At 46.7% G+C, this 21,488-nt stretch carries 23 protein-coding genes, 1 pseudogene and 1 riboswitch; of the genes and pseudogenes, 7 read left to right on the top strand and 17 right to left on the bottom strand.

The window, feature by feature from the left end; genetic code table 11:
* Nucleotides 1–3 precede the first annotated feature (3 nt).
* On the bottom strand, nt 4–852 hold the full coding sequence (ntrB, locus tag QZW82_RS28610; protein ID WP_293156598.1) for a nitrate ABC transporter permease: 849 nt from the start codon (nt 850–852) through the stop codon (nt 4–6).
* 100 nt (nt 853–952) lie between these two features.
* Nucleotides 953–1,172, bottom strand: a riboswitch (cyclic di-AMP (ydaO/yuaA leader).
* 369 nt (nt 1,173–1,541) lie between these two features.
* Nucleotides 1,542–2,879, bottom strand: coding sequence for an SLC13 family permease (locus QZW82_RS28605; protein ID WP_293156595.1), 1,338 nt, complete (start codon nt 2,877–2,879; stop codon nt 1,542–1,544).
* 119 nt (nt 2,880–2,998) lie between these two features.
* On the opposite strand from QZW82_RS28605, the gene QZW82_RS28600 reads away from it, so the two are divergent.
* Complete coding sequence (locus QZW82_RS28600; protein WP_293156592.1) at nt 2,999–3,181, top strand: hypothetical protein; 183 nt, start codon at nt 2,999–3,001, stop codon at nt 3,179–3,181.
* Here the strand turns inward: QZW82_RS28600 and QZW82_RS28595 are convergent.
* The 3 genes from QZW82_RS28595 to QZW82_RS28590 form a co-directional block, all read right to left on the bottom strand.
* On the bottom strand, nt 3,178–4,320 hold the full coding sequence (locus tag QZW82_RS28595; RefSeq protein ID WP_366665103.1) for a transposase: 1,143 nt from the start codon (nt 4,318–4,320) through the stop codon (nt 3,178–3,180). The two genes, QZW82_RS28600 and QZW82_RS28595, sit on opposite strands and share 4 nt — an antisense overlap.
* Nucleotides 4,247–4,696, bottom strand: coding sequence for a recombinase family protein (locus QZW82_RS32335; protein WP_366665101.1), 450 nt, complete (start codon nt 4,694–4,696; stop codon nt 4,247–4,249). Before QZW82_RS32335 ends, QZW82_RS28595 begins: the two co-directional genes overlap by 74 nt.
* A gap of 75 nt (nt 4,697–4,771) precedes the next feature.
* Nucleotides 4,772–4,897, bottom strand: coding sequence for a hypothetical protein (locus tag QZW82_RS28590; protein ID WP_293156586.1), 126 nt, complete (start codon nt 4,895–4,897; stop codon nt 4,772–4,774).
* 308 nt (nt 4,898–5,205) lie between these two features.
* Between QZW82_RS28590 and bchD the strand changes: the two genes are divergently transcribed.
* Entirely contained in the window at nt 5,206–7,290 is a 2,085-nt protein-coding gene (bchD, locus tag QZW82_RS28585; RefSeq protein ID WP_293156583.1) for a magnesium chelatase ATPase subunit D, read from the top strand.
* A 108-nt stretch (nt 7,291–7,398) separates the two neighbouring features.
* Here bchD and QZW82_RS28580 read toward each other — a convergent pair whose 3' ends face one another.
* On the bottom strand, nt 7,399–7,752 hold the full coding sequence (locus QZW82_RS28580) for a PEP-CTERM sorting domain-containing protein (RefSeq protein WP_293156580.1): 354 nt from the start codon (nt 7,750–7,752) through the stop codon (nt 7,399–7,401).
* 568 nt (nt 7,753–8,320) lie between these two features.
* On the opposite strand from QZW82_RS28580, the gene QZW82_RS28575 reads away from it, so the two are divergent.
* From QZW82_RS28575 to prfB, 4 genes and pseudogenes are all read left to right on the top strand, one after another.
* A complete protein-coding gene (locus tag QZW82_RS28575) occupies nt 8,321–9,049 on the top strand; it encodes a Bax inhibitor-1 family protein (protein ID WP_293156577.1) in 729 nt (242 codons plus the stop codon).
* A gap of 451 nt (nt 9,050–9,500) precedes the next feature.
* Nucleotides 9,501–9,866, top strand: a pseudogene (locus QZW82_RS32330) (PCRF domain-containing protein); the annotation flags it as partial.
* The gene (locus QZW82_RS32325) at nt 9,852–10,310 is read left to right on the top strand and encodes a peptide chain release factor-like protein (RefSeq protein ID WP_366665102.1); all 459 of its coding nucleotides are present in this window, start codon (nt 9,852–9,854) and stop codon (nt 10,308–10,310) included. The pseudogene QZW82_RS32330 and the gene QZW82_RS32325, both read left to right, overlap by 15 nt.
* A gap of 66 nt (nt 10,311–10,376) precedes the next feature.
* Nucleotides 10,377–11,496, top strand: a protein-coding gene (gene prfB, locus QZW82_RS28565; protein WP_293156574.1) for a peptide chain release factor 2 whose coding sequence is annotated in 2 segments (ribosomal slippage) — nt 10,377–10,448 and nt 10,450–11,496 — 1,119 coding nt in all. Because the reading frame shifts where the segments join, the coding sequence is not laid out codon by codon here.
* A gap of 3 nt (nt 11,497–11,499) precedes the next feature.
* Here prfB and QZW82_RS28560 read toward each other — a convergent pair.
* Entirely contained in the window at nt 11,500–12,027 is a 528-nt protein-coding gene (locus QZW82_RS28560; RefSeq protein WP_293156572.1) for a hypothetical protein, read from the bottom strand.
* A gap of 139 nt (nt 12,028–12,166) precedes the next feature.
* Here QZW82_RS28560 and rpsU point away from each other — a divergent pair, with 139 nt between their 5' ends.
* Nucleotides 12,167–12,361, top strand: coding sequence for a 30S ribosomal protein S21 (gene rpsU, locus QZW82_RS28555; protein ID WP_006632476.1), 195 nt, complete (start codon nt 12,167–12,169; stop codon nt 12,359–12,361).
* Nucleotides 12,362–12,363: 2 nt separating this feature from the next.
* Here rpsU and QZW82_RS28550 read toward each other — a convergent pair whose 3' ends face one another.
* From QZW82_RS28550 to QZW82_RS28505, 10 genes are all read right to left on the bottom strand, one after another.
* Nucleotides 12,364–13,827, bottom strand: coding sequence for an AtzE family amidohydrolase (locus QZW82_RS28550; RefSeq protein ID WP_293156569.1), 1,464 nt, complete (start codon nt 13,825–13,827; stop codon nt 12,364–12,366).
* Nucleotides 13,828–13,841: 14 nt separating this feature from the next.
* Entirely contained in the window at nt 13,842–14,018 is a 177-nt protein-coding gene (locus QZW82_RS28545) for a DUF4089 domain-containing protein (RefSeq protein ID WP_293156566.1), read from the bottom strand.
* A gap of 59 nt (nt 14,019–14,077) precedes the next feature.
* On the bottom strand, nt 14,078–14,350 hold the full coding sequence (locus QZW82_RS28540; protein ID WP_293156563.1) for a KGK domain-containing protein: 273 nt from the start codon (nt 14,348–14,350) through the stop codon (nt 14,078–14,080).
* A gap of 278 nt (nt 14,351–14,628) precedes the next feature.
* Complete coding sequence (locus tag QZW82_RS28535) at nt 14,629–15,081, bottom strand: hypothetical protein (RefSeq protein ID WP_293156560.1); 453 nt, start codon at nt 15,079–15,081, stop codon at nt 14,629–14,631.
* A gap of 11 nt (nt 15,082–15,092) precedes the next feature.
* On the bottom strand, nt 15,093–15,401 hold the full coding sequence (locus tag QZW82_RS28530; RefSeq protein WP_293156557.1) for a hypothetical protein: 309 nt from the start codon (nt 15,399–15,401) through the stop codon (nt 15,093–15,095).
* 80 nt (nt 15,402–15,481) lie between these two features.
* Nucleotides 15,482–15,973: an ureidoglycolate lyase gene (locus QZW82_RS28525; protein WP_293156554.1), complete on the bottom strand. Its 492-nt coding sequence runs from the start codon at nt 15,971–15,973 to the stop codon at nt 15,482–15,484.
* 214 nt (nt 15,974–16,187) lie between these two features.
* The gene (locus QZW82_RS28520) at nt 16,188–17,741 is read right to left on the bottom strand and encodes a cobyrinate a,c-diamide synthase (protein ID WP_293156551.1); all 1,554 of its coding nucleotides are present in this window, start codon (nt 17,739–17,741) and stop codon (nt 16,188–16,190) included.
* A gap of 291 nt (nt 17,742–18,032) precedes the next feature.
* The gene (opcA, locus tag QZW82_RS28515; protein WP_293156549.1) at nt 18,033–19,397 is read right to left on the bottom strand and encodes a glucose-6-phosphate dehydrogenase assembly protein OpcA; all 1,365 of its coding nucleotides are present in this window, start codon (nt 19,395–19,397) and stop codon (nt 18,033–18,035) included.
* A gap of 248 nt (nt 19,398–19,645) precedes the next feature.
* Nucleotides 19,646–21,175 (bottom strand): glucose-6-phosphate dehydrogenase, encoded by a 1,530-nt coding sequence (gene zwf / locus QZW82_RS28510; RefSeq protein WP_293156547.1) that lies wholly within the window; start codon nt 21,173–21,175, stop codon nt 19,646–19,648.
* Between the two features lie 4 nt (nt 21,176–21,179).
* Nucleotides 21,180–21,449: a hypothetical protein gene (locus QZW82_RS28505; protein WP_293156544.1), complete on the bottom strand. Its 270-nt coding sequence runs from the start codon at nt 21,447–21,449 to the stop codon at nt 21,180–21,182.
* Between the last annotated feature and the right edge of the window lie 39 nt (nt 21,450–21,488).

The following is a 21,488-nucleotide window of genomic DNA, read 5'->3' as shown; positions in this document are numbered from 1 at the left end:
TGACTAATGACTCTCGATCGATCGATGCGTTACCAATTCCTGAACCTTGCCAACAGCCCAATCGAGCAGCAAACCAGTTAAGCCAATTACAAACACCGCTAAAAATACCGAACTTAGATTCAAACGGCTCCACTCATCCCACACAAAAAAGCCAATTCCTACACCACCAGTCAGCATTTCCACCGCCACAATCACCAGCCAAGCAATCCCCAAACTAATCCGCAAACCAGTAAAAATGTAAGGCAAACTCGCAGGCAAAATTATCTTAGTAATCCGCCTCCAGCGCGACATTTCCAACACTCGCGCCACATCGAGATAATCCTTGGAAACGCTAGAAACTCCCAAAGCTGTATTGATAATAGTCGGCCACAAAGACGTGATAAATATCACAAAAATAGCCGACGGATCTGCTAAATTAAAGATTGATAGAGCGATCGGCAGCCAAGCCAGCGGCGACACCGGTTTGAAGATTTGAATCAGCGGATTGAGCGCCATCATTGCCGGTTTCGACATCCCGATCAGAAATCCCACGGGAATCGCCACTGCTGCACCCAGCAAAAATCCCAGCAATACCCGCCGCAAACTCGCTAGCAGCAGCCAGCCAATGCCTAAATCTCCAGGCCCCCGCTGGTAAAATGGATGCAATATGTAATCTAAATTAGCGATTAACGCTTGATACGGAGTGGGAATTAAATCGCTTTTGAAGCTAGCAACAATCCACCACAGGCCAAGAATTCCCAAAAAACCCGCAGCCGGCAACAATACATTATCTCGGATAACAACGGGTTTTGTTCGTTTCCAGGCAGCTTGTCCGGCAATTGCGATCGCACCTAAATTAAGTTGTATTGACATTTAAATCTCCTTCAGAGTCAGGGGCGGTACAAGAATCTTGAACAATACCAACCTAAGACACTGATGCAGCCAAACTATCTATATAAGACAAGTTGACTCTTCAGTCTCTTCTCAATGCCTGCGAAGTTAGCTGACGGGCTAGGACTGAGAGATGTCCTTCTATACATAATTAAAGATTAAAAATCACACTCAATTTTTTTAATTGGGTAATTTTTAATTTTGGTGTTAATTCTGTAGGGATTCGCCCCGAAAATTGGTTCCTCCGCTCCAGCCACACGCTTTGTTTAAGGTCGCAGCGCTGGATTAGGCTTGACTTTTTAAGCCGATTTTAATTAATCTAGCACGACCTTCTCATCCTGTCCATACCTCTTTAGGAGTAGATATTGGCGATCGGGGAAGCTGAAAACTTGAGCAACAAAAGTAATGACTGATAACTAATGACTAATAATGCCATTTATAAAAAGTAGTGCTAAACAACAATTTTTGGGCTTGTTTACTCAACTCCATGTGTAAGGTGCGTCGCTCGCTCGAAACAATCGATTAAATTTAGGGATTTATCGAGCGAGCGACACACCCTACAAATACTGTTGCAGAAGTTTGGAAAAATCTGACAACCAATAACTAATGACTACTGACTACTGACTAATGACCAATGACTAATGACTAATGACTAATGACTCATGACTTCTTCAAATTAGAAACCGGATAGTTACATAAACAGCCGCCGCCACCAATTGCAAAGTCATCACAGGAAGCCCGTAACGCAGAAAAGTTTGAAAAGAAATCCGGCGCCCGTGCAGCTCAGAAATTCCCGCCGCCACAATATTAGAAGAAGCTCCTACCAAAGTGCCATTTCCGCCTAAAGTTGCCCCGTACATCATCGCATAAAATAGCGGCAGCACCGCAGGTGGAAACTGCCCTGCAAAATCCGGCGCCAGCACTTCTGTCGGTGCGAGTCCGACATTGACAACATACTGTTTTAACAGCGGCACCATCGCCACCACCAGCGGAATATTTGGCACCACGCTCGACATCAAACCCACAAAAAATAACAGAGTTAAAGAACCAAGAAAAATGTTTTTACCTAAAATAACTGCTAGTATTCCCGACATCCCAGCGATGACTCCGGTTTTTTCCAAACCGCCAATTAAGACAAAGATAGACATAAAAAATAGCAGCGTACTCCAATCTAAATCCCGCAAGATATTGTTCAAAGAATCTATTTTGGAATGGTGAGCCAAGAGCATTGCCAAAGCCGCCCCCAACAAAGCCACGGCTGCTGGTGAAATTGGCACGGGTAACGACTCTCCCACTACAAAAAATGTCAGCACGAAAGCTATAATTAAACCGCCCACCGCTAACACTCGCGGATGATTTATTTTTGGGTGCGGCAAGTGTTCCAAATCGTCTAATTCTTTCTGCCAGATTTCGGGGAACATCCACGGCAGAATAACTAATATAACTCCTACGGCGATCGCCCCGCCCAAACTTAACTTTAACAGGTAATCTACAAAGCTCATGTTAATCGCATCGCCGACTATGAATGTCGCCGGATCGCCAACGATTGTCAGCAGTCCCGAACTGTTGGCTACAAATACCATTAAAATCAGCAGCGGCACAAAATCTACACCGACTTCTTCTGCCATTGGCGGTATTAACGGTGCTAGCAGCATGACTGTCGTGGCGTTGGGTAAAACTGCACAAATTGGGGTAGTAATTCCGACAATACCAAGCAAGAGATTTTTGCCTTTGCCTTTCGCCAACAGCACCATTTGAGTGGCCAAGTAGTCAAATATCTTGGTAGGTTCAAAGGCTCTCACCATTACCATGACTCCGAAAAACAAGCCCAGCGTTCCGTGACTGCGACTGATATATTCGATCGCATCCTTTAACGTCATTACGTGGGTGAAAACCAGAATCAGCGCTCCCAGAAATGCTGCAATTGTGAGATGTATCCATTCTGTAATTATTAAAAAAACTACACCGATAAATGTGACCGCAGCGATCGCAGCTTGCACGTTTTCCATTTAGTCCCCTGACAAAATTAAAACTTAAAAATTAAAACCTCTCGGTTTGAGGAATCCTACTACTTTATGGCGATTGTGTCAATAAGTTTAAATGCTCCTTTTGGTGGCACCAAGCTGGAATGTATTCAGAGAGAGAGTTGCGGCCCAGGGAAAAATTAGCTCGAAACTACTTCTTTTGGGAGGCTCGCGATCGCCCGAAGTTTGGTCTGGCGATCGGGCGATCGCTCAACTACAATGAAACATGGGGAATATCTGCCAAACTTCACCCCCACGCAGACATTATGGACTACAGATACATTTAACCCGGTAAATCCAGAACTAAGCCTGACGCTACCGTGTATGGCAAGACAGAAAAAGCTGCAAGCTCCCCTGTCAAGGAGGTATCTCTCAAAGCTTTCAATAAAATATTGAAAGCGCCATTTAAGTCTCTGTCCAGAGTGTGTCCGCATTCTGGACATTTGAACTTTTTAGACCCACCTAATTTAGTGTGAATATGTCCACATTTTGAGCAGGTTTTGGATGTATATTCTTCGGTTATGTCTACTACAGTGCTGCCATATTTAACAGCCTGATGCTTCAACATTTGTTTGAAACGATAATGACTTAAAGTGACCATCGCCCTAGCTGTTTTAGTCGCTAGTTTGCGTTTACCTTTCTTTACCATCTGTTGGGTTTCAAAGGTCGGCAAGAAAATCAGCTTATACTTTGTCACAAGGTATTTGGCGGCTTTTTTATGTAATTCATTGACTAAGTTTTTAATCTTAATCCGAATCTTTGCCGCCGACTTTCTCAGACAATATCTTAATCGCTTAAATCGCCCTCCCTTGTCGATCCCTATCCTCGACATCAACTTGTCCAAATGTCTTGCTAGTCGGTAGATGCGACCAATATCACCTTTACCTATTTCCAAGATGTCACTACCATCAAAACCAGTCAGAAATGTTCTAACACCAGGGTCTAAAGCAATAGCTAAACTGCTTTCATTCTGAAGAGGCTTTGCGGTATCAACTGCATAGCAGATAAACCACTGCCCATTGATTAGTGATAGTGTTGGCTCGTGTTCCATCACTTCTATGATTGGTTCAGATGCTTTAAATGATAGTCCTTTGGTTGCTTGTGGATAAAAAGTTTTAGACTTCCAATTGCTGATTTGAAATCTGATAGTCTGAGATGTGTCAAAACGACTTCTGAATTTTGCGGTTCCTTTTGACTTTTTGGCGGCTTTTTGCGCTTCAAAAGCTTGGAACACTGCCATTTGTCGCGGGTTATAAGGTTGCTCAGAAACCCAGAGTGGTGCTGAGTCCATAATCTTTTTCCTCAGATCGTATTTGCCAATCTTTTCGGTTTTAAGGATAGCAATTGCTTGGTTATAGCACCATCTGCTTGCTGCAATCCAAGTCCTCCATTTGGCTGCTAACTCCGTTTCCGGGTAAACTCGAATCTTCTTTGATAGTAGATTTGTATTTACGCCCGGAGTAGAGTCGGCAACTAAAGACGTGGATGGTGGCAAGTAGATCTTCAACCATTTTTCGTTCACAAGACAACTCGTTTCTGCTGAGAACCATGAGTTGGTAATTGTTTGGCTCACAGAGCCATTTGATGAGGTCGCCACCAAACCTGGAGAGTCTGTCTTGGTATCCAACCACAATTGTTGAGATGTTTCTTGACATGACTTGTCCCAAAAGGGCAAGGAGCGTTTTTCTTTTGAAGTTGAGGCCCGCGACGATGTCTTTGAAGATTCTAGCTTGCGGGTAAGGGTTTTTTCTGAGACTTGCTGGATTTCGCACCCATGAAAGCGATGTGACATACTTGGTCATTGCTAGTAGTATTTTTGTTTTTCATCTATACTGCCAGGTTTTACTAGGATATTCCTCAATTTTTTAGGAAATTGTTTACTTTGCGCCAGCAGCCTGTAACAAATTTCTATCTATGCCCTCAGTGTTCTGGGAATCTTGCCAGATCAAAAAAGCGATCGTACCAATTAGTGCTACCAGACCAATTGTGATTAATGGTTTCACAGTTTACTTTTTGGTTGAATTATGGGATGATTTTATCTTCGAGATTTGATCGCGACAAGATGCAAGCCTAATATCTATACAATTTTTAATATTTTTAGTTGCTCGTAAGTAGCAGGAAAAAGTCCGATGGCAGTTGGAAGAAGGAAGAAGATATACACAGCAAGTCTTTGAGCAATCCGTATTTGAAGTTTAATTTCGGTGGGTTCACTTAGCTGTTGGTTGCAAAAACTCGCTTGCCAGAAATGCGATCGCCCGCTCAACGCAGTATGATTAAATTATCAAAGCCTGTTCGAGCAAAGACGATTTAAATGCCTGCCCCCTACGCACCCCCCACCGTAACAGCCTTTCCCCTAACAGCCGTTGTTGGGCAAGAAGCCATTAAATTAGCGCTGCTGTTGGCAGCAATCGATCCGGGATTGGGAGGAGTCGCCATCGCCGGTCGTCGCGGCACAGCCAAATCAGTGATGGCTAGAGCCCTACACTCCCTGCTGCCGCCCATTGAAGTGATTAAAGATTCATTCTGCAACGCTGACCCCACTTGTCAAGAGGAAAAAAATCTTGTAGAGACGGGATTCATCGCATCTGAAACAGTACCGGGAGAGGAAGATAATTCCCAAGTTACTGAAATAATTCCCACACCATTCATTCAAATTCCTTTGGGTGTCACCGAAGACAGACTCTTAGGTTCCGTCGATGTCGAACAATCAGTAAAATTCGGTCAAACAGTATTCCAACCCGGACTCTTAGCCCAAGCAAATCGAGGCGTACTTTATGTAGACGAAATTAACCTCCTCGATGACAATATTTCCAACCAATTGCTCACAGTATTAACCGAAGGCCGCAACCAAATAGAGCGCGAAGGCATTAGCTTCCAACATCCCTGCAAACCTCTGTTCATTGCCACCTACAACCCCGAAGAAGGCCCTCTCAGAGAACATTTGCTCGATCGCATCGCGATCGTCCTTTCCGCCGACGCAGCACTCGAATTAGAAGAAAGAGTCCATGCAGTAGAACAAGCTTTATCCTACTCCAGCTCCCCCCAAGAATTTCTCAACCAATACGCCGAAGACACCGACAACCTCAAAACCCAAATCATCCTCGCCAGAGAATGGCTCAAAGATGTCAGCATTAAACGCGAACAAATCGCCTACCTAGTAGAAGAAGCCATCCGCGGCGCAGTTCAAGGACACCGGGCCGAACTGTTCGCAGTCCGAGTCGCCAAAGCCGCCGCCGCCCTTGAGGGACGCACAGAAGTTAACGCCGAAGACTTGCGCCGCGCCGTCGAATTAGTCATCGTACCCCGCGCCACCATCGTCCAAACCCCCCCAGACGAAAACACACCTCCTCCTCCTCCCCCACCACCGCCACCCCCAGAACAATCGGAACAAGAACAAGAAGAAGAAGACGAGGAAGAAGAAGACAAAGAAGACGAACCGCCAGAAGAACAAGAAGAGACTAACATTCCCGAAGAATTTTTGTTCGACCCCGAAGGCGTAATTCTCGACCCCGACGTGCTATTTTTCGCCCAAAATGCCAACCGCCAAGGCAAATCCGGCAGCAGAAGCACCATTTTCTCCGAAGATAGAGGCCGCTACGTCAAGCCAGTATTGCCCAAAGGCCCCGTGCGCCGCATCGCCGTAGATGCGACTCTCCGCGCCGCCGCACCCTACCAAAAAGCCCGCCGCCAAAGGAATTCAGACCAAGAACCCGCGGCGAGTTCCACCCCAAATCGAGATAAGCGGGTATTTGTGGAACAGGGAGACATTCGGGCGAAGCGCTTGGCGAGAAAAGCTGGAGCTCTAGTCGTCTTTGTCGTCGATGCTTCCGGTTCCATGGCCCTCAACCGGATGCAGTCGGCAAAAGGTGCAGTCATGCAGCTACTCACCGAAGCTTATCAAAGCCGCGACCAAGTTGCGCTCATTCCCTTTCGCGGAGAACAAGCGGAAGTCCTGCTACCCCCGACTCGCTCGATAGCCTTGGCCCGCAAGCGTTTGGAACGATTACCCTGCGGTGGCGGTTCCCCCCTCGCCCACGGTTTGACTCAAGCAGTGCGCGTGGGAGTCAACGCGCGGCAGTCTGGAGATATCGGTCAAGTGGCGATTGTTGCTATTACTGACGGACGCGGTAATATTCCTTTGGCTCGTTCTTTGGGCGAACCGATTTTAGATGGCGAAAAGCCTGATATTAAGAAGGAATTGTTAGAAATTGCTGCTAAAATTCGCGGTTTGGGAATGCAGTTGCTGGTGATTGATACCGAGAGCAAGTTTATTTCGACGGGTTTTGCGAAGGAGTTGGCCAAGACTTCGGGCGGGAAATACTATCATTTGCCGAAAGCTTCGGAACAGTCGATCGCAGCTATGACAAAAAATGCTCTGCGCGACGCGATCGGCTAAAATCCTTAAATCGAGATTCACTAGCCACAATTGTGGCAAAGGCATCTTACCTGTGTCCTGAATTGTGGCACAGGCATCTCGCCTGTGTTCCATCTGCCTCTTAACAATCTAAAAACTTTGATTTTTGCCAAAACTCTCCTGTTTAACTCTCCCTCTCCGGCGAGTCATCACCAGCGAACCGGCGACTAAAACCAACCCCGCCAGCATTGAAGGCTCAGGAATTTTCACCGGCCCAGCCGCCCGGTTGGCCGTTCCCGAGTTCGGGCTCGGTAAAATTGTACCTTGGGCGGATTGACCAGTCAGAGCCAGCAGCAAATGTTCTGAACCCTGCGATGAAGTGGCAGTAGAAACGGCACTGACATTAGCTGCAAGGGCAGCTTGACCGCCGGAAATAAGGGTAGTTGCCGCCAATAGAATTCCGGCGGCAGGTGGCAATAATGTGCGAGCAAAAAATGTGGGCATTAGATATTACCTGTTTGGCATTTTGTCGATCGAACTAAATACTTTCACGATTAATTTGCTTTACATACCCTGTCTAGACCAGTTTCGCAACCCACCCAACCGCTTAAAAATTTAAGACTTATTTTATAGTTGAGATGATTCAGCTTTCCGGGCTGTAGTTTCAACTAAGTCACCAATCAAAAAACCTAAAATCAACTGGAGTCCCTGACTCAATCATAAACTCCTCAATCCCAAATCGTAAATCCCAAATTCCAAATTGATTAACTTCAGCTATGTATTTGCAATGCGATCGACTTTTAGGTTGCCCCTCGCCGCCAATAGCACCGGTACTTTAACCTCAATTATAGCTCTACGACGACTGACAACGGTCTCAGAGATCGTCCCCAGACAACTACCACAGGGTGGAGATTTACTTGTACGCCGTTGATTATAAACAATCACTTCCAGGTAGAAAGTGATCTCACCCCCGTTCTTTATCAAATCTTTAAACTATTTCATGTTTTGTCAACAAACTGTAAAGCTGTCAAAATATAGATAGCAAATCTCAGCCAAAATTAGGTAAATCCTCGTGAGTAACACCAGCAACTTCCGCGAAGCCGTGCGCGAGGCCAAAAACCACGCGCTGGTTGGCCCCAACGTCATCGCTAACGCCCTCCCCTTCGTGGGCGGCGGACTTGTCTTAACTGCTGTCGGCACCTACGGCGGCCTCGGAGTCATCCGCAACTATCCCGGAATCTTCTTTCCGACGTTTATTGGCGCGATCGTCCTAGAATTAATTCTGTTCTTCGTCGCCAGCGCCGCCGCCGAACAAAACAATAAAAACACTGCCTTGCCGCTGCTGGCTACCTACAGCCTGCTTTCCGGCTACACCCTCAGCGGATTGGTATTTACAGCCCTCAGAACCCAAGGCGTCGGCATCGGTGGCATCGGTTTTGCAGCCCTAGGCTGTGGGATTACTTTCATCGCCGCCCGCCAAATTGGCTCCAACTTGTCGGAAGCAGACGGCATGGCTCTCACCAAGACTATCAGTTTAGGTGTCATTGCTTTGTTAGTAGTAGTTGGCGGTCAATTTCTGCTGTCGCTGTTCGGCGTCTACACCCCAACTTGGTTGGAAATTGGCATTTCTGGTATCGGCGTGTTTATATTTGCTGGTGCTGCGATCGTCGATTTTTACATCTTACCCCGCAGTTACCGCGACGACCAGTATTTGCCCGCCGCCCTGTCGATGTACTTGACCTACATCAACTTGTTCATCTTCATTCTGCGCCTGATGATTGCCCTCAACGGCCGCGATTAATCATTGAAAGTTTAGCGTGAAAATAACCGCAGCGCGATCGACATCCTGCTGCGGTTTTTTATTACCTTCACAATTCCCGCTTGCATTCGCATTCACCTGCGGTCAAAAAAATCTTACTATTGTTGCCAAAATGCTAATATATAAATATATATCCCACAACTAGGAGAACTCACAGTGGAAGTTCTACACATCAAACACAATATCGAAATTTTGTGCGATCGTCTAACCAACCTACAAGACTGTCTTTAACTCAGCCTTAACCGCCGAGAGCCAAAAGTTACAACAGCTAGCAGCACAGCCGGAATCTCGCAACAGCACCAACACAGTTGAACGGATACTCCAAGAACTAGACGCACTCGAATCCGACCAGGCAAAACTCAACCAGTGCCAAACAATTTTGGCAGATACTACAGCAGCACTGGAGTTACTATAATTTCAAGCAGACGACGAATTAGGGCAAGAACTTCACACTAATTTAACTCAACTAAACTGCTCTCTCGAAGAGTATGAAATAGACCAATTATTGAGCGGGCATTGTGACAAAAATGGAGCCTACCTCATAATTAACGCCGGAACAGACGATATCGATGCTCAATACAGGGCAGAAATGTTGCTCAGAATGTATATTATGTGGGGACTAAGCCGAGGCTACCAAGTTGCGGACGTTGAATCTTCCCCAGCGCCTGAAATAGGAATTATTTCTACAACCTTGGAAATAGACGGACGTTACGCTTGCGGCTATCTAAAGTCAGAAACCGGAATACACCGACTTAAACGGAAATCGCCTTTTAATATTACCAGAATGCGACTCTCTTCTACAGCGACGGTGGAAATTTTACAAATGTACGTGCAATTGGAGATTGCACAGCAGGATTTAGAACTAATATTACCCAATCTCAATCAGAATCGTAACGGAACCAAAGCATGGGCGAAAATTGTGCATATTCCTACTGGTATTTCTGCCCTTTGTGATGAATGTCCCACTCAACTGCAAAATAAAGACAAGGCTTTGGCGGTTCTCAAGAGCAAACTGTTTGCTATGATGCAAAGGCAAGGAGTTCTACAGCTTGCAGACATTCAGTACGATCGCCTAAAAACATTCCTCAACCAACCAATTCGGGAATATCAATTTGCCAGCGACAGCGAAAACCAGGACAAAGTTCTGGATATCCGTACAGGAATCGAAACAACAGCCATCGCCGAGGTACTCGACGGCAAGATTGACTCATTTCTCAAAGCTGGTCTGCTGCTGAAAAATTGATTTGCACAGATTGAACCCAATTTCAGCTAAAATCGACAAGACACCACAAAACTAGGAGAACTCACAGTGGAAGTTCTAGACATCAAACACGATATTGAAACATTGTCCGATCGACTGGGTACCACCCAGGACTATCTTTGACATCCCCGCACTCACAGCCAAAATCCAAGACTTAGAGCAAATCTGCGCCCAACCGGCATTCTGGGACGACCAAGAACAAGCTCAAGGAACCCTCCAAGAACTGAATGACTTCAAATCTCATTTAGACCAATACCACGGCTGGCAGACTAGCCTAGAAGACGCTAGAGCTATTTTAGAACTGCTGGAGTTAGAAGCCGACGAGTCCCTGTTCCAAGAAGCCTCATCGAGTCTTTCACAATTAACCCGCGAACTCGACCAGTGGGAATTGCAACAATTACTCTCCGGGCCCTACGACGAAGGCGGCGCCGTTTTGACAATTAACGCCGGGGCCGGCGGTACAGATGCTCAAGATTGGGCCGAAATGCTGCTGCGGATGTACACCCGCTGGGGCGAAAGTCAAGGTTACAAAGTACATTTAACCGAGATTTCTGAGGGAGAGGAAGCAGGTGTTAAATCTGCCTCTTTGGAAATTGTCGGCCGCTACGCCTACGGCTACATGAGGTCGGAAAAAGGTACTCACCGTTTGGTGAGAATTTCGCCGTTTAACGCTAATGACAAGCGTCAAACCAGTTTTGCGGGCGTGGAAGTGATGCCGGTGCTCGATCGATCCGTTAAACTGGATATTCCCGAAAAAGATTTGGAAGTCACGACTTCCCGGGCGGGCGGCAAGGGCGGACAAAACGTTAACAAGGTAGAAACCGCTGTCCGCATCGTTCACCTTCCGACTGGTTTAGCTGTCCGCTGTACCGAAGAACGCAGTCAGTTGCAAAATAAAGAAAAAGCTCTCGCCTTACTCAAAGCTAGGCTGTTGGTGGTTGCTAGGGAACAGCGCGCCGCCGAAATTGCCGAGATTCGCGGCGACATGGTAGAGGCAGCTTGGGGCAACCAAATTCGCAACTACGTGTTTCACCCCTATCAAATGGTCAAGGATTTGCGGACTGGCGTGGAAACTACCGCCGTCTTAGATGTGATGAACGGCGAATTAGACCCCTTTATTCAAGCTTACCTGCGACAGGAAAATCAGTTGATAGCCCAAACAGAGTAACCGCTACCCGCAATCAAACAGGTTAGTAGTGAGGAATTCAGTCCGCAACAAAGAAGGACTGAAGTCCTCACTACGAACCCGGCTTGTAGTGAGGAATTCAGTCCGCAACAAAGAAGGACTGAAGTCCTCACTACTAACCCGGCTTGTAGTGAGGAATTCAGTCCGCAACAAAGAAGGACTAAAGTCCTCACTACGAACCCGGCTTGTAGTGAGGACTTCAGTCCGCAACAAAGAAGGACTGAAGTCCTCACTACTAACCCGGCTTGTAGTGAGGACTTCAGTCCGCAACAAAGAAGGACTGAAGTCCTCACTACGAACCCGGCTTGTAGTGAGGACTTCAGTCCGCAACAAAGAAGGACTGAAGTCCTCACTACGAACCCGGCTTGTAGTGAGGACTTCAGTCCGCAACAAAGAAGGACTGAAGTCCTCACTACTAACCCGGCTTGTAGTGAGGAATTCAGTCCGCAACAAAGAAGGACTAAAGTCCTCACTACGAACCCGGCTTGTAGTGAGGACTTCAGTCCGCAACAAAGAAGGACTGAAGTCCTCACTACGAACCTATTTTCTGGTATAATTTTGGGGTTTTGGTCGATCGCCCGACATCCAACAGGTCGCGCCGCCAAAAACCTTGATATGATAAAACTTGATCTAACGAACCAAAGGAGAAATAATGACCCAAGTTGTAATCGGCGAAAATGAAGGGATTGAGTCAGCCCTACGACGGTTTAAGCGACAAGTTTCCAAAGCGGGAATTTTCCCCGACATGAGAAAGCACCGCCACTTTGAAACTCCGTTGGAAAAGCAAAAGCGCAAAGCGATTGCCAGAAGAACTAAAAGACGCTTCCACCGCAACAACAAACCCTAGAATTAGGGGCTTATTGATTCGGCAGATACAATTCCTTGGGCTTCTAATACCGCAGCGACTCGGAGAATCACCGCTTCGCTGTAGGGAGCACCAATGATTTGTACCCCCAACGGCAAAGCGCCAGGTGGCTTTACGGGCACGCAAAGAACAGGCAAGCCTATGAATGATAGGGGTTGGGTGAACAGTCCCAGATTGGGACGCACTAACATTTCTTGTCCGGCGATGACCATTTTCTCGACACCAATTTCAGGGGCCGCGATCGGAGTTGCGGGTGCGAGAATGATATCTGTATGTTGGAATATTTCGCGAATTTGAGACCGATACCACTGTCTGAATCTCTGCGCTTGCACGTACCACGTCGCAGGAATCATGGTTCCAGCCAAAAAACGATCGCGCGTTGCCGGATCGAAGTCTTGAGGGCGCACTCGCAAATTCTCCAAATGCAAGTTTCCACCTTCGCAAGCGGTAATTATAAACGCTGCTGCCCTCGCGCGATCGGATTCCGGTATGCTGACAGTCACAAGCCCCCCAATTTTTCGGGAATTTGCTATTTCTGACTCCATACCACAATTCAAGACATTTGTCAAGGCTCGTGCAACTATTTCTACAGCATCCATAGCTTCCGGTTCGGCCCCTGTAGCGAAATAGCCGTCAGCAACAGCAATTCGCAATCCTTCAATTCCTATATTTAACTGTGGCGAGGTAAGTTCTGGCGGGCGTTGAGTGCAAACTGGATCGCGATCGTCCGTGCCTTGCAAGATATCATACAGCAGCGCGATGTCTCGGAGCGATCGCCCGAACGGCCCCACACAATCCAAACTACTCGAAAACAAAAAAGCACCGGCCCTGGACAAACGGCCGTAAGTAGGCTTAAACCCAAAAATACCGCACAAAGCAGCGGGCACGCGAATGGAACCGTTAGTATCCGAACCCAAAGTAACAGGTACCAAACCCGCAGCCACCGCCGCAGCCGAACCGCCACTGGAACCGCCGGCGATGCGCGCAGTATCGTGAGGGTTGCGAGTCTGGCCGTAATGGCTGTTTTCCGTGACAAAACCGTAGGCGTACTCATCCATGTTCAGCGTACCTACAAGCACCGCACCGGCTTGTCGCAGTCGGGCAACCGCCCCCGCGTCTTGGCTCGCCGGAGCGTTGTCAGCATTGATTTTTGACCCTGCTAGGGTAGTAATTCCGCCGACATCAAACAAATTTTTGACTGCGAAGGGAACGCCTGCTAGCGGGCCTGGGTTTTCGTTATTTGCGATCGCATTATCTATCTTTTCGGCTGCTGCGATCGCACTTTCTGCGGTGATGGCTGTAAAGCAATTGAGTGTGTTGTCTCGATCGGCAATTCGTTCTAATGCAGCATTCACAACCGCCGTCGCTGCAATCTTACCACTTTTAACCGCCGATGCTGTAGCGACTGCATCCGCTCCTGCTAAAAATTTGCGTTCATCTGCGTTCATCGGCGGTTAAAAATCTAAGGTTCAAACACTGGTGCAGCTTCGATTTCTGGGGGTAAGGGGAATTCTGTAACGAGTCGGGCGATCGCCGCTATCATCTCGAAGTTTACCACAACGCCGGGACGATGTTCCGGGTCTAGGGGTAAGTTTATCAGTTCGGAAGTGCGATCGACATATTCTTCTATATTTGTCATTTTTTTCTGGCTAGCCTGGGAGTGCGATCGATTATTGTATTGTAAGGGCGATCGGGCTATCAGTTATTTTCGAGCAGTTTTTTGTATTCCTCAGATTGTCTGATATCATCTAAAGGCGATATAGGTTCATTTGGGCGATCGGGACAAAACTTTATACATACCTGCGTTTCCCCCGACTGGAAATTTTCATTAACTTTTATTTGAATCCTTCCTTTTTGCCAACCCTTAGAACCTATTTTTAGAACTTGACAATCTATTCCTTCTTGAGGGGAGTTCCAGTCTATCTCCCCTGCATTAATTATTATTTCTTCGTTAATCCGTAGCTCTTTCATTCAATTAATTATTGATTTATGGCGAGATTCCCTTAGTGCAATGATATCAAGCATTTCAATAAACTTGCTAGTGACTACATCTTCAAAACTGCGTACCAGAAAAGTAGCTTTATCGAATAACAAAACATCATCGTCGTCTAGGATCTCATAGTTATTATTGGATTCAATTCTATCGTTCATTTTTTTTCAAAATTATGCTGTTTCCTATTTGATACCATTTGAAGGTATGGGAGTCAAGGTGGTAAACAAATAATTTGCGAGAATCGCATTTTTCCCACTCAAACACTGACAGTTTCCCGCAATTTTTCAACTGCAATCTCCAGCGGAGGCAAATCAAAATCCTCAGCATCCATCAATTCCTTAACCTTATCAAAAATCTCAACCTCCGCCTCTTCCTGATCCGTCAGCTTATCATAAAAATAAGGGTCAGTAAACCACTGTTCAAACGCTATCATTAACAAGCCATTAGGCGAAAGTTCAAACTGCCAATACTTAGAAACCCTGCTGTCAACCACCTCAAACATCGGTGCCGGATTCTCCATCGGATAATAGCTAAAAATATCGTCGCAGATATAGTACCAAATAGTTCCTTTCCATTCTCGAATAGCATAAACAACATACTCCTTACCTATTGTTAGTGCAAACTTAATTTTCTCAGTGTAACCGCGTGGCGGGTCTATATATTCTTCAGGGAGAGATTCACCAGTCTTAGCAATACAACGAATTTTCATAATTTGATTACCTACAGATTTTTAGGAGCAATTTTAGGATATTGTCGTTTGAACTTGAACTCCACCTCCTGAAAAGTCTGACTGTTCCGAAACCAATGGACTTGCACGGAAACTCCATTAATTTCAAAAGCCTCAATACTTGTCATTTTATCCCAATCTTCAGAATTCCCGCCATAAACAGCAATAAGTCTCGGTACATCCCCCAATGGACTATCTGTACCACGACGAATTACTTTGGAATTACCAGCCTTAGCATCTTCCAGGAGCAATTGCTCTGGTAAATTTCTCGGACTCTCATCGGGAATACCACCTTGATTCATAGTTTAACAGTTTCAGATGTTGCTCAAATAATGATTATGCCCTATGTCTTACGCCATCCACTCTTTCAAACGAGAAAATATCAGACAATTTCAAATTCCAGATTGTGATGTTTCACAAAATCAAAACCAAAATGGTCAACCACATTAGTATCGCTCAACTCCAGATTATAAAAATCCACAAAATCCGCATCAAAATAAGGCCCAGCGTGCCAAGTCCCCACATCTAACTTAATAAAACAATCACCCGGAATCCGAAAAGCAGCGATACTCTCCAAACTCGGTTCATCACTATCACAAGGAGGTGCCACAGCAATCAACCAATCCTTCCCATCCAGAGAACCCAAACACTGAGTACATTCAACGTGCCGCGTAATTTTACCAAACTTGCGACCCTTCTGGTGCAACCGCATAATGTAAAATCTAGGAATACCATTTTCCAAATTTAACTTAGCATCCTCATCATCAAAAGACTTGCCATCAAAACTCGCAGAAATAACTTGACCGTAACTCCGAAAATTCTCCGGCGTCACCCATTGCGCCAACAACTGCTTAGTCGCAATAAATTCGCTCATAAATCCCAACCTTCGTAGCTGTTTAAGTTATAAATATTCTAATATAAATAGATAAGATAGGATTATTTATACCTTCCTCGCAGCCAAAAATAGACTTTTCAACTTGCTCAACAACAAGTAATTTACTCCCCAACCACGACAAACATTAACTATCTTCATCTCTTCTCTTCTTTCTCTTCCTTCGCGAACTTCGCGCCTTCGCGGTTCGTTAAAATTAGATTGTTTGAGCTCGTGAAGCGCCGCTATCCCGTATGGAATCGCCCAAAACACCCTTACAATCAAAATTAGAACACTGCTGCAAAAAACGAACCGCAATATCAGGGCGAGCACCCCAGTGCAAATGCAAATAAGCAGCGTGCACCCCATAAACCCCCCAACCTTCAGCAACCGCCTCAACTTCTCCCCGTTTGCCGTACCTCCAACTGTGATAAATTGGATTAGTTGGTTCCACTGTCAAATGCGATCGATGAAACTCATGTCCCCAAACCACATCCCCCGCAGCTAACACCAAACTATCCCCCACCGCCACAGCTTCTCGATATCCCAGAGTCAATCGCTTTCCCATCGCAGCCACCGCCGGCAACACTCCCACCCCTTGCCAAGAATTCCCTTCAAAGTCTACAATCGAATCGCACAAGTACATCAAACCGCCGCACTCCGCATAAGTCGGCATTCCCGAACAAATCGCACTTCTGACAGCATCCCGAATTAAAACATTACCGCTTAATTTTTGAGCAAACACTTCGGGAAAACCGCCACCAAAATATAGCCCCTGCACATTCTCAGGAAAAACCGAGTCATCCAACGGACTCCAGAATACCAACTCGGCGCCCAACTCTGACAACAAATCAAGATTGTCCTGATAGTAAAAATTAAAAGCCCGATCGCGCGCAACTGCAACTCGCACCGAAAACTTTTTTGCCAAACAGTTGACAACATCATCTTTTTTGGTTACAATTTCGTAAGGGAGACTGTATCTACCCAAAAGTTGCTCACACCCCTCACCCCCCCCATCAAGACTCGCAGCCAACAAAGGCAAAAGTTTCTCCCAGTCAAAACTAACAGCAGCTAAATCCGCTAATTTGTCGATCGCAGCATGAAGATTCGGCAACTCCTCAGCCGGAATCAGGCCTAAATGGCGATCGGGAATAGTAACAGCCTCATCCCGTCGCAGAACACCCAAAATCGGTAAATCCAGCGGTTCCAGAGCATCTGTCAGCAACTCTAAATGTCGATCGCTCGCCACCCGATTCAGCACCAAACCCGCGAAATTAAGATTTGGGTTAAAAGAACGAAAACCGTGGGCGATCGCAGCCACAGAACCAGACAGCCGGCTGCAATCTATCACAAACAATACCGGCAAATTCAACAAATAAGCAACATGAGCCGTAGAAGCAAAGGAAATAGAATAATGTTCTTTTCCTTCTGCCTTCCTCACATCCGTTACATCCCGTACAGTGCTCGTTACAGAATCCTTCTTCGGAGAAACCCCATCAAACAAACCCATTACCCCTTCAACCAAAGCACAATCAACATCTTGAATGTGACGGGAAAAACACTTTTTAACATAAGATTCAGATGTTAAAACCGGGTCTAAATTTCGACAGGGGCGGCCAGTAACAAAAGAATGAAACATCGGGTCAATGTAGTCAGGCCCGACCTTAAAAGATTGCACGTTCAAGCCCTGGCGAATTAAATAAGCCAAAAGGGCGATCGTTACAGTAGTCTTTCCCGCACCGCTGCGCTCGCCAGCAATTACTAAAGCCATAACCCTAGATTAGTCATAAAAAATACTGACAATTGATAATTGATAAAATTCTGATATCCAATTCATCTCTCTGTTCTTTCTCTGCGTTCTCTGTGTTCTCTGCGGTTTAATCATTTCTATGCAATCATAATTGATATGGGTATTACTGCTCAAATAATATCTATTGAACGAACCGCGAAGACGCGAAGGACACTAAGGAAGAAAAGAGAAGACAAGAGAATATTCAGTAGGGCAGACATTGCCTGCTCTACTGAATCTTAACTAATACATTGTCCGTTGCGGAACTTGTTGTTAGTGTTTGGCTAATTTCAGCAATTGAGCTGTCACTGCCAAACTTTCTTCGTAAAGCATATCCCGGCCCCAACTCTGCAAGTGCTGGCCCAGCAACTGTTCCGTCACCTGATCGAACAGAGGAGTCACCTGGTTAAATCGATCGGTTTGAGCGCCTCCTTTCATTTCCATCCGCATACAGCCGCCCGTTTCCGAACACAGAACCGTACCGCAATCGGCCTTCTCGTTCGTAGAATTCAAACGCAGAGCAATCAAATCGCCGGAGACATCCCCCGTATCGGCAGTAGGAATAGCAGCTAACTCGGCTTCTACAACCCGTTCGTCTGCACCCGCAAATTTAATCCGCTTGATTTGATAATCCCCCTCTTCTTGCTTGAAAGCAACCGGACGCCACTGAAGCCGGCTCGCCAGCCAGCCCAAATACATCAGCGCTTGAGTAGAATTGCCTTGTTCGTAATCGATCGTCACTCGATCGATCTCCCGAATTGCCGCCCTACGTTCCGGCGGATCGAAGGCCTCGGCAGCCAACTCCTGCCACGCCGCCAGCCTGCGCCAATTCAAATCCGCGATCGGAATTCCTTCCTCGATCAGACTTTGCATCAACAACAATTCATCTTCAGACTCGGCAAAACTGCTAGAGTCGATAATCACAGAACTGCTAGTTTCCGCCAGCCGCTGGAACAAACCTCGATCGGCATCTGGATTCGCTTTCCACCACAGCAGCGTCGGCAAATCCGCGATCGTCAGCGCTGTCACGATCGCGCTCACCCGTTCCAGAGCAGCTTCCGTACCCCGCAGGGTAATATACTCGCAGCAGATCAGATTGCCGCTGCCGCGCTTGTGCACCGGACAGTAAGCAGCCACTTGAGCCTGCACGCCCGTATCTTCTCCCGCCGTCGGGCACAGAGCAATAATCCGGCAGGGATTCGCAGCTACGATCGCATCAGCCACTCCCGAACCCGCCGAACCCAAGCCAGTCGCACCCAAAAGCTCTCCCTTGGCATTTTTGCGAGCCACTTCTTCGCGCAACATCGCCAGCAATTCAGCGCTAGGTTTGCCACTTCTGGGCATTCCGTAAGCTTTTTGAGCAGCCCTGATGCTTGATGCCGTCATCGGCCCGCTAATACCATCGACAGGCCCGTCGTAAAATCCCAGATCTGCCAATAATTGCTGGGTTTCTTCCGGTTCGTACACGACAAAAGTAAAAGTTGCGGCCCTAGTCGCGATCGGAAAATCGCCCTTCGATCCTGATTCTCTGTAACTTTCCCAGATTTTACTCAGTTCTGCCTCTATTTGGTCGATCGACACATCCTTAGGACTTTGCAGCGAAACCAGAGGCGGAGCTTTCATCGGTGTCATTGTCATCGGTTTTTTCTCCTTTGTTATTGGTCATTTGGCATGGGGCATGGGGCATGGGGCATTGGTCATTGGTCATTGGTCATTGGTCATTAGTCCAACGTCAGAAGTGCCATCGCGCAAGAGTTCCCGAACATTAGCATTAGTCATTAGTCCTTGATGATTCTTAGTTAGCAACTCTTACCTAATGACAACTAACAACTGACAACTGACAACTAACAACTAACAACTGACAACTAACAACTGACAACTGACTCTTAAAGTCTGCGCCACTTGCGACCGTCTCTGTTAATTAGCAGTTCTGCCTCGGCCGGTTCCCAAGTACCAGCTTCGTATTTAGGAACCAGTTCCTGTTCGTTGGAAGATTCCCAAGCCATCAGCGCCGGAGTTACCACCCGCCAAGCTTCTTCCACTTCATCAGAACGGGTAAACAAAGTTTGGTCGCCCAGCATACAATCAATCAACAGGCGATCGTAAGCATCCGAAGATGTCACCCCAAACGAAGCACCATAACTAAAATCCATATCCACCGTCCGCGTCCGCAAATCCGGCCCCGGCATTTTTGCCTCAAACCTCAGCGAAATACCCTCGTTGGGATGCACGCGCATGGTCAAAACGTTAGGAGTAGTTTGTTGGGCCGCCGACTGAAAAATTAACAGTGGCACTTCCCGAAACTGAATCGCAATTTCGCTAACTTTTTTCGGCAACCGCTTACCAGTCCGCAGGTAGAAAGGCACTCCCTGCCATCGCCAGTTGTCAATCATAAACTTCATCGCCACAAAAGTCGGCGTTGTCGAGTTGGGAGCAACCCCCGGTTCTTCGTGATAACCCGGCACCGGTTTGCCTTTCATCCACCCTGCGGAATATTGACCGCGAATCGCGGAGAACTCCAAGTTATTCAAATCCGCCAAGCGAGTTGCTTGCAGAACTTTCATCTTTTCAGTGCGGATGCTGTCAGCATCAAGGGAGTTCGGCGGTTCCATCGCCGTCAGACAGAAAATCTGCATCAAGTGGTTTTGCAGCATATCCCGCAACGCCCCAGAGGATTCGTAGTAACCGGCCCGGTCTTCTACCCCCACAGTTTCTGCAACGGTAATTTGTACGTGATCGACAAATTGCCTGTTCCACAGCGGTTCAAAAATCGCGTTCGCAAACCGGAACACCATCAAATTTTGAACCGTTTCTTTACCCAAATAATGGTCGATTCGGTAAACTTGCTGTTCTTGGCAAACCTGCTGCACTACACGGTTGAGAGCTTTTGCCGAACTCAAGTCGCGGCCGAAGGGTTTTTCAATTACCAAGCGATGTTTTATTGGATCTGCCAGCATTTTAGCTGCGCCCAGTTGCCGAATTGCTTCTGGGAAAAAGTTCGGAGAAACGGACAGATAAAAGATGTGATTGCCGCGGGTTCTCCTTTCTTCATCGAGTTCAGCTAAGAAAGCTTTGAGTTTTTGATAGCTTTCGGGGTTATCAATGTCGCCGGGACAGTAGTACAAACCTTTGGCGAAATCTTGCCACAATTCCTCATTGCTAATACCGCCGCCAAATTCTTCGATGCCTTCCCGCATTTGTTCTCGGAAGTAATCGTGACTCCAGGGACGGCGGGCCACACCTACTACTGTAGTTTCCGGTGGCAAGCGCCGATCGAGCTTCATCTGATAAATTGCTGGTACCAGTTTGCGCTGGGTGAGATCTCCGGAAGCTCCGAAGATGACCAGAATTTGCGGTTCCGGCATCCGTTCTTTTCGCAAACCTACCCGCAGCGGGTTTTCAAGAATTGTGACCATTTATTTATTTTGCTCCTTCTAAAGCTGTGAGTCTTGCCAATACAGATTGATAGTTTGCGGTCATTTCTGCCAGTTGCTGGGTCAGGGAAGTAATCTGACCTTCATATTCTGCCTTGATTTCAGCTCTAACTTCTTCTCGAATTTTTCTTCTTTCAACCGCCAGACGAATTTCCCAATCTTTATCGCGCTGTTGACATAAAGTAAATAATTTCCTCGAAATTCCTGGTAAATCATTGTAAAAGCTGGCACTATGGATTGAAAACAAAAATACCACCTAGCGATGACAAAATATGTCACACCGCGAAAAGCTTGC

Origin of the sequence: Microcoleus sp. bin48.metabat.b7b8b9.023, from assembly GCF_013299185.1 — a bacterium.
Taxonomy (GTDB): Bacteria; Cyanobacteriota; Cyanobacteriia; order Cyanobacteriales; family Microcoleaceae; genus Microcoleus.
The sequence above is the reverse complement of the archived record's forward strand: the minus strand, read 5'-3'. Positions and strand labels throughout refer to the sequence as shown.

Bases quoted from the DNA above. Each gene is read 5' to 3' on its own strand.
- ntrB (WP_293156598.1), bottom strand. From the start codon at position 852: ATGTCAATACAACTTAATTTAGGTGCGATCGCAATTGCCGGACAAGCT.
- QZW82_RS28605 (WP_293156595.1), bottom strand. From the start codon at position 2,879: ATGGAAAACGTGCAAGCTGCGATCGCTGCGGTCACATTTATCGGTGTA.
- QZW82_RS28600 (WP_293156592.1), top strand. From the start codon at position 2,999: ATGTATTCAGAGAGAGAGTTGCGGCCCAGGGAAAAATTAGCTCGAAAC.
- QZW82_RS32335 (WP_366665101.1), bottom strand. From the start codon at position 4,696: ATGACCAAGTATGTCACATCGCTTTCATGGGTGCGAAATCCAGCAAGT.
- bchD (WP_293156583.1), top strand. From the start codon at position 5,206: ATGCCTGCCCCCTACGCACCCCCCACCGTAACAGCCTTTCCCCTAACA.
- QZW82_RS28580 (WP_293156580.1), bottom strand. From the start codon at position 7,752: ATGCCCACATTTTTTGCTCGCACATTATTGCCACCTGCCGCCGGAATT.
- QZW82_RS32325 (WP_366665102.1), top strand. From the start codon at position 9,852: ATGCGACTCTCTTCTACAGCGACGGTGGAAATTTTACAAATGTACGTG.
- rpsU (WP_006632476.1), top strand. From the start codon at position 12,167: ATGACCCAAGTTGTAATCGGCGAAAATGAAGGGATTGAGTCAGCCCTA.
- QZW82_RS28550 (WP_293156569.1), bottom strand. From the start codon at position 13,827: ATGAACGCAGATGAACGCAAATTTTTAGCAGGAGCGGATGCAGTCGCT.
- QZW82_RS28545 (WP_293156566.1), bottom strand. From the start codon at position 14,018: ATGACAAATATAGAAGAATATGTCGATCGCACTTCCGAACTGATAAAC.
- QZW82_RS28540 (WP_293156563.1), bottom strand. From the start codon at position 14,350: ATGAAAGAGCTACGGATTAACGAAGAAATAATAATTAATGCAGGGGAG.
- QZW82_RS28535 (WP_293156560.1), bottom strand. From the start codon at position 15,081: ATGAAAATTCGTTGTATTGCTAAGACTGGTGAATCTCTCCCTGAAGAA.
- QZW82_RS28530 (WP_293156557.1), bottom strand. From the start codon at position 15,401: ATGAATCAAGGTGGTATTCCCGATGAGAGTCCGAGAAATTTACCAGAG.
- QZW82_RS28525 (WP_293156554.1), bottom strand. From the start codon at position 15,973: ATGAGCGAATTTATTGCGACTAAGCAGTTGTTGGCGCAATGGGTGACG.
- QZW82_RS28520 (WP_293156551.1), bottom strand. From the start codon at position 17,741: ATGGCTTTAGTAATTGCTGGCGAGCGCAGCGGTGCGGGAAAGACTACT.
- opcA (WP_293156549.1), bottom strand. From the start codon at position 19,397: ATGACAATGACACCGATGAAAGCTCCGCCTCTGGTTTCGCTGCAAAGT.
- zwf (WP_293156547.1), bottom strand. From the start codon at position 21,175: ATGGTCACAATTCTTGAAAACCCGCTGCGGGTAGGTTTGCGAAAAGAA.